The following is a 16,562-nucleotide window of genomic DNA, read 5'->3' on the forward strand; positions in this document are numbered from 1 at the left end:
GTGGGGTCTATCAGTAGCCGGAGCCCGGTACCCAACTGGTGCCCGCCAGCGGCACGCGGGCCATGGCGGCCGACTCTACGGTCAGGGCGACCAGGTCTTCGGGGTCAAGGTTGTGCAGGTGCGATTTGCCGCACGCCCGGGCCATGGTCTGGGCTTCCAGCACCATCACCCGCAGGTAGTTGGCCAAGCGCCGACCGCCTTCGACCGGGTCCAGACGCTTGGACAGTTCCGGGTCTTGGGTGGTGATCCCGGCGGGGTCGCGGCCGTTCTGCCAGTCGTCGTAGTAACCCGCTGCCGAACCGATTTTCTTCAGCTCAGCGTCCAGCCGCGGATGATTGTCACCCAGGGCGATCAAGGCTGCCGTGCCAATGGCCACAGCGTCTGCCCCCAGGGCCATGGCCTTGGCCACGTCGGCACCATTGCGGATGCCGCCCGAGACAATCAACTGCACTTTGCGGTGCATGCCCATCTCTTGCAGCGCCTGAACCGCTTGCGGGATGGCCGACAAAATCGGGATGCCGACGTGTTCGATAAACACTTCCTGAGTGGCCGCCGTGCCGCCTTGCATGCCGTCAAGCACGATCACGTCGGCCCCGGCTTTGACTGCCAGTTTGACGTCGTAGTACGGACGGCTGGCGCCGATTTTTACGTAGATGGGTTTTTCCCAGTCGGTGATTTCCCGCAGTTCGGCAATTTTGATCGCCAGGTCGTCCGGGCCGGTCCAGTCCGGGTGACGACAGGCGCTGCGCTGATCGACGCCAATCGGCAAGGTGCGCATCCCGGCCACCCGCTCAGTGACTTTCATCCCCAGCAGCATGCCGCCACCGCCCGGTTTGGCGCCCTGCCCGAGGACGATTTCAATCGCGTCGGCCTTGCGCAAATCGTCCGGGTTCATGCCGTAGCGAGACGGCAAATACTGATACACCAGATGCTGCGACTGGCCACGCTCTTCCGGGGTCATGCCGCCGTCGCCGGTGGTGGTACTGGTCCCGGCGATGGTCGCGCCTCGGCCCAGGGCTTCCTTGGCATTGGCGGATAAAGCACCGAAACTCATCCCGGCGATGGTAACCGGAATTTTCAGGTGAATCGGCTTCTTCGCGAAGCGGTTGCCGAGGATCACATCGGTGCCGCACTTCTCGCGATAGCCTTCCAGCGGGTAGCGCGAGACGCTGGCGCCGAGCAGCAACAAGTCATCAAAATGCGGCAGTTTGCGTTTGGTGCCACCGCCACGAATATCGTAGATACCGGTTTCGGCCGCGCGCTGGATCTCCTGAATGGTCAGGCGATCGAAGGTGGCCGATTCGCGCAGTACCGGCGTGGTGGGCGTTGGGTTAGTGGAATCGCTCATGGGGTTCTCCTCGCGCGGATCAGTACGCGGACGCGTTATCGACTTTGAAGTTGTACAGCTGACGGGCCGAGCCATAGCGCTTGAATTCGGCGGCTTTGTGCGCAAAACCGGCTACATCGAGCAGCCCTTGCAGCTCTTGCAAATGTTCGGCGCGCATCTCTTTTTCAACACAGTCCGACCCCAGCGACTCGACGCTGCCGCGCACATAGATGTGGGTTTCGTACAGCGAGTCGCCCAGTGCATCACCGGCATCGCCGCACACCACCAGACGCCCGGCCTGGCCCATAAAACAGCTCATGTGGCCAATGCTGCCGCCGACCACAATGTCGATGCCTTTCATGGAGATCCCGCAGCGCGCCCCGGCATCGCCCTCAATCACCAGCAAGCCGCCATGGGCAGTGGCCCCGGCCGCCTGCGAGGCGCTGCCTTTGACCCGCACCACGCCCGACATCATGTTCTCGGCGCAGCCCACGCCGACGTTGCCGTGAACGGTAATCGTCGCCTGCTGGTTCATGCCCGCGCAGTAGTAACCGGCGTGGCCTTCAATATCGATGGACACAGCCTGGTTCACGCCCACCGCGAGGTTGTGCTTGCCATTGGAGTGGGTCACCCGCCATTCAGCGTCGATAACGTTATGAACCTGGTTGTGCAGCGCCTGATTGAGTTCGCGCACGCTGGCAGTGGAAAGATCGATGGTTTTCATGTGTGCGCTCCTTAAGCTGACTCGCGTTCCCAGATGTACAACGTGGCCGGTGCCGGTTCCCAGATCCGTGCGTGTTCAATGCCCGGCAGGCTCGACAGCGCCTGATACTCAGAAGCCATGGCCACGTAATCGTCGGTTTCAGCCAAAATCGCCGGTTTGCAGGCAATCGGGTCGCGGATCACCGCAAAACCGTTACGGGTGCCGATGGCGAAGGTGTAGAAGCCGTCGAGGTCTTCCAGCGCGTGGTCCAGCGCTTCTTTCAGCGAGTCGCCCTGTTGCAGGCGCCAGGTCAGGTAACCGGCCGCGACTTCGGTGTCGTTGTCGGTTTCGAAATGAATCCCTTCGCGCTTGAGCTCCTGACGCAGGCGGAAGTGATTGGACAGCGAGCCGTTGTGCACCAGGCACAAGTCGGCGCCGGTCGAAAACGGGTGGCTGCCTTCCATGGTCACCGCACTTTCAGTGGCCATGCGGGTGTGGCCGATGATGTGGCTGCCCTGCATGCCGGCCAGGCCGAAGCGCCGGGAAATGTCCTCAGGCAAGCCCATGCCCTTAAGGATCTCGATGCTCTGCCCGGCGCTCATGATGCGCACCGTCGGCGCCAGCTCAGCCAGTACGGCACGCACTGATGCCTCATCGGCATTGACCTTGAGCACCGCAGCGCTGGCGTTCTGGAACCAGTCCAGCGAGCAGCCCAGGCGCCCTTCCAGCGCGCCCATCAGGTTGTTCCAGTCAAAGCTTTCAGTGGTTGCCTGCAACGTCAATTTGACCCAGCCTGCCGCCACTTCGTCGCCGTAGATAGCAAAGCCGGCACTGTCCGGGCCGCGATCCGTCATGGCCTGCAACATGGGTTCAAACAACGTGCCGAGCCGGGCTTCCAGCTGCGGGTTTTTCAGATACAGACCTACGATTCCACACATAAGAGCAGTCCTCAGGTTGTTCGGGAGCGGCTGTGCCGCCAGACATAATCAGAAGAATTCTGTATAACGCTTGATTTCCCAGTCGGAGACGTGGCGGCTGTACTCCACCCACTCCATGCGTTTGAGCTTGATAAACTCGCCAACGATTTGCGGGCCGAGCACCTCGGCAAACAGCGGGTCGGCTTGCAACGCGTCACAGGCTTCCTTGAGCGATTGCGGCAAGGTCTTGATGCCCCGGGCGGCGATTTCTTCGAGGCTCAGGCTGTAGAGGTTTTCGTTGCAGACGTGGTCGATTTCCAGTTGACGATCGATGCCGTCGAGCCCGGCCGCGATGATCGCTGCGCTGACCAGATACGGGTTGCACCCGGCATCTGGCAGGCGAAACTCCAGACGCCCGTAAGGCACGCGGACCATGGCCGAACGGTTGTTGGCGCCGAAGGCGATAAAGGCCGGTGCCCAGGTGGCGCCGGACAAGGACTGCCCCACCACCAGGCGCTTGTAAGAGTTGACGGTCGGCGCAGCGAAGGCACACAGGGCCGGGCCGTGGGCGAGCAGACCGGCAGCAAAGTGATAAGCCATTTTCGACAGGCCCATGCCGCTGGGATCACTGGCGTCATGGAACAGGTTTTTGTTCTCGGCACTGCTGATCGACAGGTGAAAGTGCATGCCGTTGCCCGCCCGCTTGGGGTCCGGCTTGGGCATGAATGAGCAAATCATGCCCAGGTCATTGGCGATTTCACCGGCCGCCATGCGAAAGAACGTGAAGCGGTCGGCGGAGGTCAGTGCATCGCTGTAGGTGTAATTGATCTCGAATTGGCCGTTGGCGTCTTCGTGGTCAATTTGGTAGACCTCAAAGTCCACCGCTTGCAGGGCTTCGGTGAGTTTTTCCAGAAACTCTCTTGAGCGCGACAGGCCTTTGTAGTCGTAGCAAGGCTTGTCGAGGTTGTCGCTGGGGTCGACCAGTTGCAGCGTGCCCTGCTCGTCACGGCGCATCAGGTTGAACTCCGGCTCCAGCCCGGTGTTGAGGGTCCAGCCCTTGTCCGCCAGGCGCTGCACTTGTTGCTGCAATACATAACGGCTGTCGTAAGGGTGCGGCTTGCCATCAACATGCCCCACGCACACCACTCGCCCGTAACCTGGCTGCCAGGGCACCGGGGTCAGGGTCGACAAATCGCCACGGGCCATAAAATCCGCGCCGTGGGGCTCCATGCCCATGCCACTAATGGCAAAACCGGCGAACCCGGCGCCCTCTTCGGCGACGGTCTTGAGGCCACAAATCGGCACCGACTTGGTTTTCGCCGCACCGTGAATATCGACAAACTGCGCAAGCACGTACTTGATCCCGTGCTTATCGATGATGCGCTGGGTTTCTGCTGGCAGCATTACTCGTCACTCCTGGCGAAAGGCAAAACAGTGAGGGTTGGCCTTAACTGTCTTTTTATTCCTAAAAAGAAAGTTAGTTTCCCAATAGGAATGCAAAGCCCTTGCCAGAGTTGTCAGCGCTGCGTCAAAACGCCTCCAGTGGCGTTTTCGTGCTGTCTATATGGGAAAATTCTTTTCCCGGTGGGAATATGGCCAATGATCCGCTAGCCTGTAACCAGCTTTTTGCACTTTCTCAGTGCGAAACTATTGTTACTGAACGGAAAGTGTGCAGGACTGAATGACGATGCCAACCGAACCCGCTCCACGGCTCAAGCTTGAGCAATACTTGGGCATGCAGATAAAGCGCCAACGCCAGGCTCAGGATTTGAAGTTGTCCGACGTGGCCAAAATTGCCGATATCAGCCAGGGCATGTTGAGCAAAATCGAAAACGCCCAGGTCTCTACCAGCCTCGATACCTTGAGCCGTCTGTGCGACGTGCTCGGCTTGCCGATGTCCAAGCTGTTCAGTGAATACGATCAGCAGGACGGCAGCGCGCTGCTGGTCAAGGCCGATCAAGGCATGGAGGTGGTGCGCCGGGGCACCGAGAAAGGCCACACCTATCACTTGCTCAACCACACGCGCGGCCCGAAGAAGAGTTTTGAGGCGTACATGGTGAGCATGGACGACGCCAGCGAAGAGTTCCCGACCTTCGCCCATCCGGGCACCGAGTTTTTGCATTTGCTGGAAGGCGAATTGATTTATCGCCACGGCAACCAGTTGTACCGCATGCAGGCGGGCGACAGCCTGACCTTCGAAGGCGACATCCCCCACGGGCCAGAACAGCTTGTGCAAGTACCGATTCGTTTGTTGTCGATCATGAACTACGGCAACGACAAGGAATAAGCCATACCCTCTTTGGCTGCCGCCCCGTCTTCGATACCGCATTGTCGCGCAGCAAAAAGGCCACCGAATATCTTCAGCATCCCCCAATCGGTTCCCTCTCCTTCGGGAGAGGGCTAGGGTGAGGGGCTCTTAGATCAAGATCAAAAGATCGCGAGGCAAGCTCGCTCCTACAGATTGCATCTTTCCTCCCCGCATAAAATTCCTGTCAGTTAAAAAACTTTCTTAAAACCTCTGGACGCGGCGCGGGCATTCCCCTATAAAGCCAACATTCAGGAATATTTTATTCCCGTCAAGAAAGTACGTTCCGCCTCGAGAACGGCTGTGCTGATGTCTTTTTTCGCCCTGCGATGAGCTGCCACTACCTTCCCGAGGATGTGTCATGCAACACGAAAAAAACCATTTCATCATCAAGGTCACGTGTCCGGCGGTGTCTGGCATCGTTGCTGCCGTGACCACGTTTCTGGCGGACAACGGTTGCTACATCGGGGAGATGGCGCAATTCGACGATGAGTTCAGCGGGCGCTTTTTCATGCGGGCCGTGTTTCGCTTCAACGATGAGCAGGCCGCTGACCTTCAGCAGATCAAAGACGGGTTCAGTGACGTTGCCGCCGCCTTCGACATGACTTGGGAACTCCACGACACCCGCCAGCCGATGCGTGTGTTGCTGATGGTGAGCAAGTACGACCATTGCCTGGGTGACTTGCTGTACCGCTACCACAAGGGCGAGGTCGACATGACCATCACCGCCATTGTGTCCAACCACCTCGACCTGCGGCCCATGGCTGAGCGCGAGGGTATCCGCTTCATTTACCTGCCCGTCAACAAAGACACCAAGGCCCGGCAAGAAGCCGAACTGATGAAAATCGTCGACGACACAGGCACCGAGCTGGTGGTGTTGGCGCGTTACATGCAGATCCTCTCCGACGACCTGTGCCAACAGCTGTCAGGCCGGGCGATCAATATCCACCATTCGTTCCTGCCCGGATTCAAGGGCGCCAAGCCGTATCACCAGGCCTGGCAACGCGGGGTAAAGCTGATCGGTGCCACCGCGCATTACGTGACCAGCGACCTGGACGAGGGGCCGATCATTGAGCAGCAAGTGCAACGGGTCGATCACGCCCATTTGCCCGAAGATCTGGTGGCAATCGGGCGCGACACCGAAACCGTGGCGCTGTCCAGGGCGGTCAAATACCACCTTGAACATCGGGTATTTCTCAACCAGGACAGAACGGTGATTTTCCGGTGAATACGCCCCTTTTGATTGACGGTAAAGCCGCCGCCACACGCGTGTTGCAGCAAGTGCGCGAAGATGTGGCCAGCCTCTACGAACAGGCCATTGAGCCCACCCTGGCGGTGATTCTGGTGGGCAACGACCCGGCCAGTCAGGTGTATGTGCGCAACAAGGTCCTGCGCGCCGAAGAGGTCGGTATTCGTTCGCTGGAACATCGCCTGCCGAGCGACACCACAACTGAGCACTTGCTGCAATTGATCGATCATTTGAATGCCGACCGTTCGGTTCACGGTGTGTTGCTGCAACTGCCCCTGCCCGCGCATATCGACGAACTGCGCGCCCTGCAGGCCATCAACCCGGACAAGGACGTCGACGGTTTCCACAGTGACAACGTCGGCGGGCTGAGCCAGGGCCGTGCGGTGCTGGCACCCTGCACACCCAGCGGCTGCCTGTATTTGCTCAAGCAGGCTTGCGTTGATTTGCGCGGCAAGCATGCGGTGGTGATTGGCCGCTCGAACATCGTCGGTAAACCCATGGCCGCCCTGCTACTGCAAGCCGACTGTTCGGTGACCGTGCTCCACTCTCGCAGCCAGGACCCACAGGCGCTGTGCCGCCAGGCCGACATTGTGATCGCCGCCGTGGGCCGCCCGCGCCTGATCGACGCCGGATGGCTCAAGCCCGGCGCCGTGGTGATTGATGTCGGCATCAACCGCATCGATGACAACGGTCGCAGCCGCCTGGTCGGCGATGTGGATTTCGACAGCGCACTGAACCGCGTCGCGGCCATCACCCCGGTGCCCGGCGGTGTCGGCCCGATGACCATCGCTTTTCTGATGAAAAACACCGTGACCGCCGCCCTTAACCAATCTCAGGCGCAACGCAGCCTGTCGGAGGCCGTATGCCCTTCAATCTCTTGAAATACGGGCTGAGTTCGGAGTACCCGGTAGAGGTCGACTTACCGCCGCCCAAGGCGCTCAAACCGAGCTATGACGTGGTCATCATTGGCGCGGGCGGGCATGGCCTGGCCACCGCTTACTACCTGTCCAAATACCACGGCATCAGCAATATCGCGGTACTCGAAAAGGCCTATCTGGGGGGCGGCAATACGGCGCGCAACACGGCGGTCATTCGCTCCAACTACCTGACCAGCGAAGGCGTGAAGCTTTACGCCGAGTCAGTGCGGATGTTCCAGTCGCTGTCCAACGAATTCGACTTCAACATTATGTATTCGGAGCGCGGCCAACTGACGCTGGCCCACACCGATGCCACCGTGCGTTCGTTCCGCCAGCGGGCCGAGGTCAACAAGCACTTTGGCGGGCGCAGCGAGATGATCGACCGCCAGCAGATCCGCGAACTGGTGCCCACCCTCAACCTTGATCCCGGCCACCTGCCGGTGCTCGCCGGGCTGTGGCACATCGACGGCGCCACCGCCCGCCACGATGCCGTGGCCTGGGGTTATGCCAAGCAGGCGGCCAAACGCGGGGTGGAGATTCATCAACTGACCGAGGTTCAGGACCTGGTGATCGAGAACGGCGCGATCACTGCCGTCAAAACCAATCGCGGGACGATCCGCTGCGGTTGCGCCGTGCAGGCCATTGCCGGGCATAGCTCGCTACTGATGGCCAAAGCCGGGATCCGCTCGCCGATTCAGACCTTCCCGTTGCAAGCCATGGTCACACAACCTTTCAAGCCGTTTCTCGACCCGCTGGTAAGTTCGTCGGCACTGCACTGTTACGTGCAGCAAACCAGCCGTGGCGAAGTGGTGTTCGGCGGCGGCTCCGACCCCTACCCGCTGTACAACACCCGCTCGACCCTGGACTTGAAAGAAAGCCTGCTGGCCCACGCCATTGAGATGTTCCCTTTTTTGGCCAACGCCAAACTGATGCGCCAGTGGGCCGGGAGCACCGACATGACCCCCGACTACAGCCCGATCATGGGCTTGTCGCCGGTGAAAAATTACTACCTCGACGCCGGTTGGGGGACGTGGGGTTTCAAGGCCACGCCCATCTGCGGCAAGACCATGGCCGAGCTGGTTGCCAGCGGCGGCAAGGTGCCCGAGCTGATCAAACCGTTCGCCCTCGAACGTTTTTCAACCTTCCAGCAAGTCAACGAAATGGGCGCCACGGCGGCCAGCCACTGACCCGGAGCACGCAATGAAAATCATGATGTGCCCGCTCAACGGGCCGCGCAATATCAGTGAGTTCACCTACGGCGGCGAGTTCAAGGTCATGCCAGACCCGACCACCTGCAGCGATGGCGAATGGGCCGACTACGTGTTCAACAGCGAAAACCTCGCCGGGGTGGTGCGCGAATGGTGGATGCACACGCCGTCCAGCTACTGGTTTATCGCCGAGCGCCACACCGTCAGCGATGAAGTACTGCGCACCTTCGACCCCAAAGAGCTGTTTACCCGCCGTGTCGAGTTCAGCACCGCCGCCAAGGAGATTGCAGGATGAACCGCCTCCCCGCCCCGATGGGCCTGCTGATCGACCGTCATCAGCCGCTGGACTTCACCTTCGATGGCGAGCGCTACCAGGGCCTGCAAGGTGACAGCATTGCCAGTGCGCTGCTGGCCAACGGCCGGTTTCTGCTGTCGCGTTCGTTCAAATACCATCGCCCCCGTGGCCCGCTGACCATGGCCGGGCAAGACGCCAACAGCCTGGTGCAACTGCCCAAAGAACCCAACGTGCTGGCCGACACCTGCCCGCTGACGCCGGGTTTGCAGGTCAGTGCGCAAAACGTCAACGGCAGCCTGGACCACGACCGCGACGCCTGGCTCGGCAAGTTTTCCAAATTCATGCCGGTGGGGTTCTACTACCGCTCGTTCTACAAGCCCAAGGGCATGTGGAAGCTCTGGGAGCCGATGATTCGCAAAAAAGCCGGGCTGGGTGTGCTCGACCTGAATTTCACCCCCGAGTACTACGACAAGGCGTATTTATTCACGGATCTGGCGGTGATCGGCGCCGGGCCTGCCGGTTTGCAAGCCGCGTTGACGGCCGCCAATGCCGGGGCCAAGGTGCTGCTGATCGAGCAGCAAGCGGTACTCGGTGGTTCACTGACCTATGCCCGCTTCGACATTGAAGGCATCCAGGCCAACGCTGTGCGCCATTCGCTGCTGGCGCAAGTGGTGCAGCACGCCAATATTAAAGTGCTCACCGAGGCGACCTGTAACGCCTGGTTCACCGACAACTACCTGCCGGTGATTCAGGGCAAACGCCTGTACAAGGTGCGGGCCAGCCAATGCCTGGTGTGCAGCGGCTCGTTCGATCAGCCGGTGATCTTTCGCAACAACGACCTGCCGGGGGTGATGCTGAGCAGTGCCGCCCAACGTTTGATGAAGCTTTATGCGGTCAAGCCCGGCCAACGGGCCGTGGTACTGACCGGCAATGACGACGGGTATCTGGCCGCGATGGATTTGCATGAGCAAGGCGTGGAGGTTGCATCGCTGATCGACCTGCGGGCCGCGCCGGGTAATCCGGCACTGCGTGAAGCCTTGCTGCAACGCAAGATTCCGTGCCTGAACAACAGCACCGTGTATGAAGCCCTGCACGAAAAAGGCATGCGCCACGTGACCGGGGTCGAGGTGCGCACCATCCTTGCTCAGGGCCGCGTGGCCGACAGCGGCAAACGTCTGGAGTGCGATCTGTTGTGCATGTCGGCAGGCTATATGCCGGTCTATCAACTGCTGTGCCAGGCAGGCGGCAAACTGGCCTATGACGACCAACGTGCCGAGTTCACCCTCAGCGGGCTGCCGCAAAACTTGCAGGTTGCCGGGTCCGTCAATGGCCGCCACTCACTGGACAACGTACTCGCCGACGGCACCCGTGCCGGGGCCGCTGCAGCACGGGCACTCGGCCTGAGCGCAGATGCGGCCCCTGAACGGTGGCGGGCAGAAGCGCCAGTCAACTTCAGCTGGCCGATTTTCCCGCACCCCAAAGGCAAAGACTTCGTCGACTTTGACGAAGACCTGCAAGTGGCCGACATCGTCAACGCCACACGCATCGGCTATCGCGACGTGCAACTGGTCAAACGCTACTCCACCGTGGGCATGGGCCCGTCCCAAGGCCGCCACTCGGCACTGCCCACCGCACGCCTGGTGGCGTGGGCGACGCAACGCAACATCAGCGAGACCGGGGTCACCACCGCGCGGCCGCCGTTTGTGGCAGAAAAACTGGCCCATGTGGCCGGTCGCGCGTTTGACCCGTATCGCCAAACACCCATGCACATCCGCCATGTGCAGGCAGGCGCAAAAATGATGCCGGCCGGTATCTGGCAACGCCCGGCCTACTATGGCGCGGCCAAAGACCGCGAAGCCTGCATGCAGGCCGAAGCCCTGCACGTGCGCAACAAGGTCGGCATCATTGACGTGTCGACCCTGGGCGGCCTCGATGTGCGCGGCCCGGATGCGGCGGAGCTGTTGAACCGCCTGTACACCTTTGCCTTCATCAAGCAGCCCGTGGGCCGCTCGCGCTATGCGCTGATGACCAACGAGCACGGGGTGGTGATTGATGATGGCGTGTGCGCACGCTTTGCCGAGCAGCACTTTTACGTCACCGCCACCACCAGCGGCGTAGACCGCATTTACCAGCAGATGCTGAAGTGGAACGCGCAATGGCGTCTGGACGTCGACATCAACAACGTGACCGCCGCCATTTGCGCGGTCAACGTGGCCGGGCCGGACTCACGCAAAGTCCTCGAACTGCTCTGTTCTGACCTCGATTTAAGTGCCAGTGCCTTCCCGTATCTGGGCGTGCGCCAAGGCACGGTAGCCGGGATTGCAGCGCGCTTGCTGCGGGTCGGTTTTGTCGGCGAGCTGGGGTATGAGATCCACGTTCCGGCCCGTCACGGGCTGGCGCTCTGGGATGCCCTGATCAGCGCCGGCAAAGCATTTGATATTCGACCGTTTGGCGTTGAAACCCAGCGCTTGCTGCGCCTTGAGAAAGGCCACGTAATCATCAGCCAGGACACCGACGGCATGACCCACCCGGCAGAAATCGACATGGGCTGGGCGGTGAGTCGCAACAAACCCTTCTTCGTCGGGCGGCGCTCGGTGGACATCCTCGAGGCCCAACCGCTCAAGCGCAAACTGGTGGGCTTCAGCTTGCCCAAAGACAGCGCGCAACCGCTTGAAGGGCATTTGGTGCTTAACGGCCCGGACATCAGCGGCAGCGTCACCTCCTGTGAATACTCCGCCAGCCTGGGCAAGATCATTGGCCTGGCCTACGCGGGCATCAACCAGAGCACGCCGGGACAACGCATCCCGATCCGTGTTGAAGGGGGTATGACCGTTCAGGCCGAGGTTGTCGCCCTGCCCTTCTTTGACCCTGAAAACCAGCGCCAGGAGCTTTGACCCATGACCAGCCTGAGACAACAGCAAGTGCCCTTGATTGGCTGTGCCCTGAGCGACTTGACCGACCTGCCCCGGGTCGGCTTTCGCGGGGCTGACAGCGCCGACTACCTGCGCGGCCGCGGCTTCGAACTGCCGACCGCCCCCAACCGCGCCATCACCCAACCTGACGGCAGCCTGGTGGTACGGCTTTCACAGACTGAATACCTGCTGATCGCCAGCCACCTGCAAGACGAACGCATTGCCGACGAAGAAGCACGCTGGGAGATGGACCATCAAGCCAACTACCTGCTGCCGCGCCAGGACAGCCACGGCTGTTTCCAGCTCAGTGGCGAGCACCTGAGCGCGATCATGGCCAAGCTCTGCGGCGTCGACCTGAGTGCCGAAGCTTTCGGGTTTGGCGCCGTGGCGCAAACCTCGGCGGCGCGTATCAACGTCATCGTCATCAACTCGGGCAGTGCGCAGCAGCCGGCTTTGCACATTTTGTTTGACCGTCCCTCGAAAGCCTATTTCCACGAAGCGCTGGTGGATGCGATGCAGGAGTTTATTGGGGGGTAAAAAGGCCTGTAGGAGCTGCCGAAGGCTGCGATCTTTTGATGAATAACGTCAAAAGATCGCGAGGCAAGCTCGCTCCTACAGGTGGGTGACGCTTATCAATGCAGCGAAGCCGCTTCCAGAATCAGGTCCGCGCCGCGCTCTGCCACGGCCATGACCGCGCCCTGGATGTTGCCGGAGACCATTGACGGAATCACCGAGGCGTCGACCACGCGCAACCCCGTCATGCCCCGTACCCGCAGGGACGAGTCGACCACGGCGTCAGCATCTTCGCCCATGCGGCAGGTGGCGATGGGGTGATAGATGGTCTGGCCGTTACGTTGGGCAAATTCAAGCCATTGTTCATCGGTTTGCACGTCAATGCCCGGGCCGGTTTCCAGCTCGACAAAGGCTTGCATGGCTGGCCGCTGCATGATCCGTCGGGCGATTTTCATGCCCTCGATCAGGCTTTGGCGGTCTTCTTCGACGCTCAAGAAGTTCGGCCGAATGGCCGGCATGACTTGCGGGTCGGCTGACTGGATATGGATGCTGCCCTTGGACTTTGGCCGTAACTGGCTAACTCCGATGGTCATGCCCGGGTGCTTGTCGAGAATCCGCTCGGCCGCGTTGGCGTAGCTGGCGTGCACCACAAAGTACTGCACGTCCGGGGTTGGCATCTGCGCCTGGCTTTTGACAAACCCGTGCACCAGCCCGGTACCCAGGGTCAGAATCCCGGTGCGCTGGGTGAAGTACTCGAACACCGCCATGCCCAAGCGCCAGCCACGGGCCATTTGGTTGAGGGTGATCGCGTTTTTGAGCTTCCAGTTCAGGCGGGTGGCAAAGTGGTCGATGTAGTTTTCACCGACCCCGTCCAGCCGGTGCTTGACTGCAATGCCGACTTTTTCGAGGACATCCGGACGACCGATCCCGGACAACTCAAGGATCTGAGGCGACTGGATCGCCCCGGCACAGAGGATCACGTCTTGCAACGCGTTGACGGTGATTTCCCGGCCATTCTGGCGGTAAGTGATGCCCGTGCAGCGATTGCCCTTGAGCTCCAGGCGCAACACATGGGCATGGGTTTCAATGGTCAGGTTGGGCCTGCGCCGGGCCGGGTTGAGGTAACCGTCAACCACGCTCCAGCGCCGCCCTTGGTGCTGAACCACCTGGTAGTAGCCGAAACCGGTCTGCTGATCATTGTTGTAGTCGCTGTTGAATGGCTGATTGTCTTGCTTGGCCGCGAGCATGAACGCGTCGGCAATGGGATAGCGCTCAGACACCTGGCTGAGGTGCATAGGGCCGTCATGACCGCGGCGATGATCGCCCAGCGGATAGTTTTCAATCTTTTTGAAGTACGGCTTGAGGGTGGTGAAGTTCCAGCCCTTGGCGCCAGCGGCCTCCCAGGCGTCGTAATCACCCGGCTGACCGCGCACGTAGATCATGCCGTTGATCAGGGTCGAGCCACCCAGGCCTTTGCCGCGTGGCACGGCAATTTCGCGGCCCTGGGTGTTCTCTTCGGCCTGGGTCTTGAAACGCCAGTTATAGCGTTTGTCGACCAGCAGTTTGCTGAAGCCTGCCGGAATCGGAATCCAGAAACCCTTGGGTTCACCACCGGCTTCCAGCACCAGGACACGGTACTTGCCGGAGGCAGTCAAACGGTTGGCGAGAATGCAGCCTGCGGTGCCGCCGCCGACGATGATGTAATCAAACGCACTCATGACAGGACTCTTTCTTGCTCGACGACATTGCCGCTGCCATCAACTCAATCTGGCAGAGCAGCATAGGCAGGCCTTCGTGGATCCGGCAGCCAACTTTTTGCGCCGCCGCCAATAATGGGGTGATGACTGGTTTCATGATGATCTCGGCAACCACTTGATCGGCCGTGAGCAGCGTGACGTCACACGGCAGCGGGTCGCCCTCCTTGAGCCCCAGTGACGTGCCGTTGACCACCAGGTCGTAGCCTGAAGGGTCGGAGGTTCCGATTGTGACTTGCAGATCAGGAAACGCCCGGGTGAGACGGTCAACCAGCGACGTGGCTTTCTCGCGACTGCGGTTGGCGATGGTCAGCCAACCAATCCCGGAGGCAGCCAGGGCAAAAGCGATGGCATTGGCAGCCCCGCCTGCGCCCGCCAGGTACACCGCGCGGCCTTCAAGTTCGATACCCGCCTGCCGCAAGCCGCTGACAAAGCCTTCGCCATCGAGAATTTCACCGTGCAATTTGCCGTCGCAGGTACGGGTCACGACGTTCACCGCACCCACCAGGCGCGCGGCCTCGGAAACGCTGTCGCACAGATCAACAATGGCGGTTTTGTGCGGCACCGTGACGATAAAACCGTCAAGGCTCTTGATACCGCGCAAGCCGTTGACCACCCGCTCAAGGTCGGACGGCGACACATGAAACGGCACCAGCACCTGGTCCAGCCCCATCGAGGAAAACAGCCGGTTCATGGCTTGCGGGGTCTGCACGTGGTGGATTGGGTCGGCAAGGATGGCGAAGACCCGTGTGGTGCCGCTGATTTGAGTGATGTCAGTCATTGCTTCAGGCCAGGGTGTAGGCGGTTTTTACGCCTGTATAGAATTCACGGGCATAGCTGCCCTGCTCTCGTGTGCCGTAACTGGAGGCCTTTCGGCCGCCAAACGGGGCGTGATAGTCGACGCCTGCGGTGGCCACATTGACCATCACCATGCCCGCGCCGGAACGCTGCTTGAAGTCAGCGGCGTATTTCAGCGAGGTGGTGCAGATACCCGAGGACAAACCGAAATCGGTGTCGTTGGCCAACGCAACGGCCTGCTCGTAATCCTTGACCCGGATCACGCTGGCCACCGGACCAAAGACTTCTTCGCGGTTGATGCGCATGTCGTTGGTGGTCTCGGTAATCAGCGCCGGGGACAAGTAAAAGCCCGGGGTTGCGCGTTCCAGCCGTTCGCCGCCAAAGACCAGATTGCCGCCCTCGCGGCGCGCAATGTCGATGTACTCGCAGTCCTGCTTGAGTTGCGCCTGGGACACTACCGGGCCCATGTCGCAGCCGTCGGCCAGCGCATGGTCGACCCGCAGCCCGGCGAGCCGTTGCTTTACGGCCTCGACAAAGCGGTCGTGGATGCCGTCTTGCACGATCAAGCGGCTGGAAGCGGTACAGCGCTGGCCGGTCGAGAAATACGAACCGGACACCGCGACTTCCACCGCTTGCTGTAAATCGGCGTCATCCAGAATCACCAGCGGGTTTTTACCGCCCATTTCCAGTTGCACCTTGGCGCCCCGTTCCATGCAGGCCAGGCCCACCTGACGGCCGGTGAAGGTTGAGCCGGTAAAGGTCACAGCGCGCACTTTGCGCGAATGGGCCAAGACGTCACCCACTTTTGAGCCCGGCCCCATGACCAGGTTAAACACCCCGGCCGGCAGCGCCCCGGCCCGCACAATGATTTCGGCCAGCGCCCAGGCACTGCCCGGCACCAGATCTGCGGGTTTAAAGACCACGGTGTTGCCGAACGCCAGCGCGGGGGCGATCTTCCAGGCAGGGATCGCGATGGGGAAGTTCCACGGCGTGATGATCCCGATCACCCCTTCAGGCTCGCGGCGTACATCGACCTCGACGCCAGGGCGAATGGAAGGCAAACGCTCACCTGACATTCGCAAGGCTTCACCGGCGAAAAACTTGAACACGCGCCCGGCCCGCACCACTTCCCCGACGCCTTCGGCGAGGGTTTTGCCCTCTTCACGGGCGAGCAAACGCCCGAGTTCTTCACGACGTGCGAGGACCTCGCTGCCGATACGGTCCAGCGCGTCACTGCGTTGTTCTGCGGTAAATTTTGCCCATGCGGCCTGCGCATCAAACGCCGCTTCAACCGCCGCTTGCGCCTGCGTGGCATCAGCCCGCGCATACTCGCCGATTACATCGTTGGTGTCTGACGGATTGATGTTTACGTTCACATCAACGCCGGTAACCCACTCTCCGCCTATATAGTTTTTATTCACGCGTAGTGCTCCAGCGAGGGAATAAACACGTTCCAGGTTCACTATGGGTGCGCTGCCTTGAAGGCAGCCGAACGCCTTGACCATGACGCAGGGCGCCAGCTTTTAGGGGGCGAAATACCCTGGAAAATGCAGTCAATCGCTATTAAGAAGGTGATGGCAAAAACATACGCTTAAGCCCGGACAGCGTCTATGAATTGGCTATGACGGGGGTTCATACCCGCTGTGCCAGGACGGCACAGGGCT

The 16,562-nt window shown here is 60.7% G+C and carries 14 protein-coding genes; 7 read left to right on the plus strand and 7 right to left on the minus strand.

Going from position 1 to position 16,562, the window contains the following annotated elements; translation table 11 throughout:
- Nucleotides 1-10: 10 nt before the first annotated feature.
- The 4 genes from TU84_RS11215 to glnT are packed head-to-tail and all read right to left on the minus strand — an operon-like array spanning nucleotide 11 to nucleotide 4,351.
- Complete coding sequence (locus TU84_RS11215; RefSeq protein WP_048369151.1) at nucleotides 11-1,348, minus strand: FMN-binding glutamate synthase family protein; 1,338 nt, start codon at nucleotides 1,346-1,348, stop codon at nucleotides 11-13.
- Nucleotides 1,349-1,367: 19 nt separating this feature from the next.
- A complete protein-coding gene (locus TU84_RS11220; RefSeq protein ID WP_048369152.1) occupies nucleotides 1,368-2,051 on the minus strand; it encodes a GltB/FmdC/FwdC-like GXGXG domain-containing protein in 684 nt (227 codons plus the stop codon).
- 11 nt (nucleotides 2,052-2,062) lie between these two features.
- Nucleotides 2,063-2,968: a class II glutamine amidotransferase gene (locus TU84_RS11225; protein ID WP_048369153.1), complete on the minus strand. Its 906-nt coding sequence runs from the start codon at nucleotides 2,966-2,968 to the stop codon at nucleotides 2,063-2,065.
- Nucleotides 2,969-3,016: 48 nt separating this feature from the next.
- The gene (gene glnT / locus TU84_RS11230) at nucleotides 3,017-4,351 is read right to left on the minus strand and encodes a type III glutamate--ammonia ligase (protein ID WP_048369154.1); all 1,335 of its coding nucleotides are present in this window, start codon (nucleotides 4,349-4,351) and stop codon (nucleotides 3,017-3,019) included.
- A 277-nt stretch (nucleotides 4,352-4,628) separates the two neighbouring features.
- Between glnT and TU84_RS11235 the strand changes: the two genes are divergently transcribed.
- The 7 genes from TU84_RS11235 (at nucleotide 4,629) to TU84_RS11265 (ending at nucleotide 12,370) form a co-directional block, all read left to right on the plus strand.
- Nucleotides 4,629-5,234: a helix-turn-helix domain-containing protein gene (locus tag TU84_RS11235; RefSeq protein ID WP_088500255.1), complete on the plus strand. Its 606-nt coding sequence runs from the start codon at nucleotides 4,629-4,631 to the stop codon at nucleotides 5,232-5,234.
- A 379-nt stretch (nucleotides 5,235-5,613) separates the two neighbouring features.
- Nucleotides 5,614-6,480: a formyltetrahydrofolate deformylase gene (gene purU / locus TU84_RS11240; RefSeq protein WP_048369156.1), complete on the plus strand. Its 867-nt coding sequence runs from the start codon at nucleotides 5,614-5,616 to the stop codon at nucleotides 6,478-6,480.
- Nucleotides 6,477-7,382, plus strand: coding sequence for a bifunctional methylenetetrahydrofolate dehydrogenase/methenyltetrahydrofolate cyclohydrolase FolD (gene folD / locus TU84_RS11245; RefSeq protein WP_048369157.1), 906 nt, complete (start codon nucleotides 6,477-6,479; stop codon nucleotides 7,380-7,382). Before purU ends, folD begins: the two co-directional genes overlap by 4 nt.
- A complete protein-coding gene (locus TU84_RS11250; protein WP_048369158.1) occupies nucleotides 7,364-8,605 on the plus strand; it encodes an FAD-dependent oxidoreductase in 1,242 nt (413 codons plus the stop codon). Before folD ends, TU84_RS11250 begins: the two co-directional genes overlap by 19 nt.
- 13 nt (nucleotides 8,606-8,618) lie before the next feature.
- Nucleotides 8,619-8,921, plus strand: coding sequence for a sarcosine oxidase subunit delta (locus tag TU84_RS11255; RefSeq protein ID WP_048369159.1), 303 nt, complete (start codon nucleotides 8,619-8,621; stop codon nucleotides 8,919-8,921).
- Complete coding sequence (locus TU84_RS11260; protein WP_048369161.1) at nucleotides 8,918-11,815, plus strand: 2Fe-2S iron-sulfur cluster-binding protein; 2,898 nt, start codon at nucleotides 8,918-8,920, stop codon at nucleotides 11,813-11,815. The genes TU84_RS11255 and TU84_RS11260 overlap by 4 nt, the downstream gene beginning before the upstream one ends.
- A 3-nt stretch (nucleotides 11,816-11,818) precedes the next feature.
- Nucleotides 11,819-12,370: a sarcosine oxidase subunit gamma gene (locus TU84_RS11265; RefSeq protein ID WP_048369162.1), complete on the plus strand. Its 552-nt coding sequence runs from the start codon at nucleotides 11,819-11,821 to the stop codon at nucleotides 12,368-12,370.
- 95 nt (nucleotides 12,371-12,465) lie between these two features.
- On the opposite strand, the gene TU84_RS11270 is transcribed toward TU84_RS11265, so the two are convergent.
- From TU84_RS11270 to TU84_RS11280, 3 genes are read right to left on the minus strand one after another with little or no spacing between them, the layout of a single operon-like run.
- Nucleotides 12,466-14,064, minus strand: coding sequence for a GMC family oxidoreductase (locus TU84_RS11270; protein WP_048369163.1), 1,599 nt, complete (start codon nucleotides 14,062-14,064; stop codon nucleotides 12,466-12,468).
- Nucleotides 14,051-14,881: a shikimate dehydrogenase family protein gene (locus TU84_RS11275; RefSeq protein WP_048369164.1), complete on the minus strand. Its 831-nt coding sequence runs from the start codon at nucleotides 14,879-14,881 to the stop codon at nucleotides 14,051-14,053. The genes TU84_RS11270 and TU84_RS11275 overlap by 14 nt, the downstream gene beginning before the upstream one ends.
- Nucleotides 14,882-14,885: 4 nt before the next feature.
- On the minus strand, nucleotides 14,886-16,319 hold the full coding sequence (locus TU84_RS11280; RefSeq protein ID WP_048369165.1) for an aldehyde dehydrogenase family protein: 1,434 nt from the start codon (nucleotides 16,317-16,319) through the stop codon (nucleotides 14,886-14,888).
- Nucleotides 16,320-16,562: the final 243 nt, after the last annotated feature.

The organism is Pseudomonas helleri, assembly GCF_001043025.1.
Taxonomy (GTDB): Bacteria; Pseudomonadota; Gammaproteobacteria; order Pseudomonadales; family Pseudomonadaceae; genus Aquipseudomonas; species Aquipseudomonas helleri.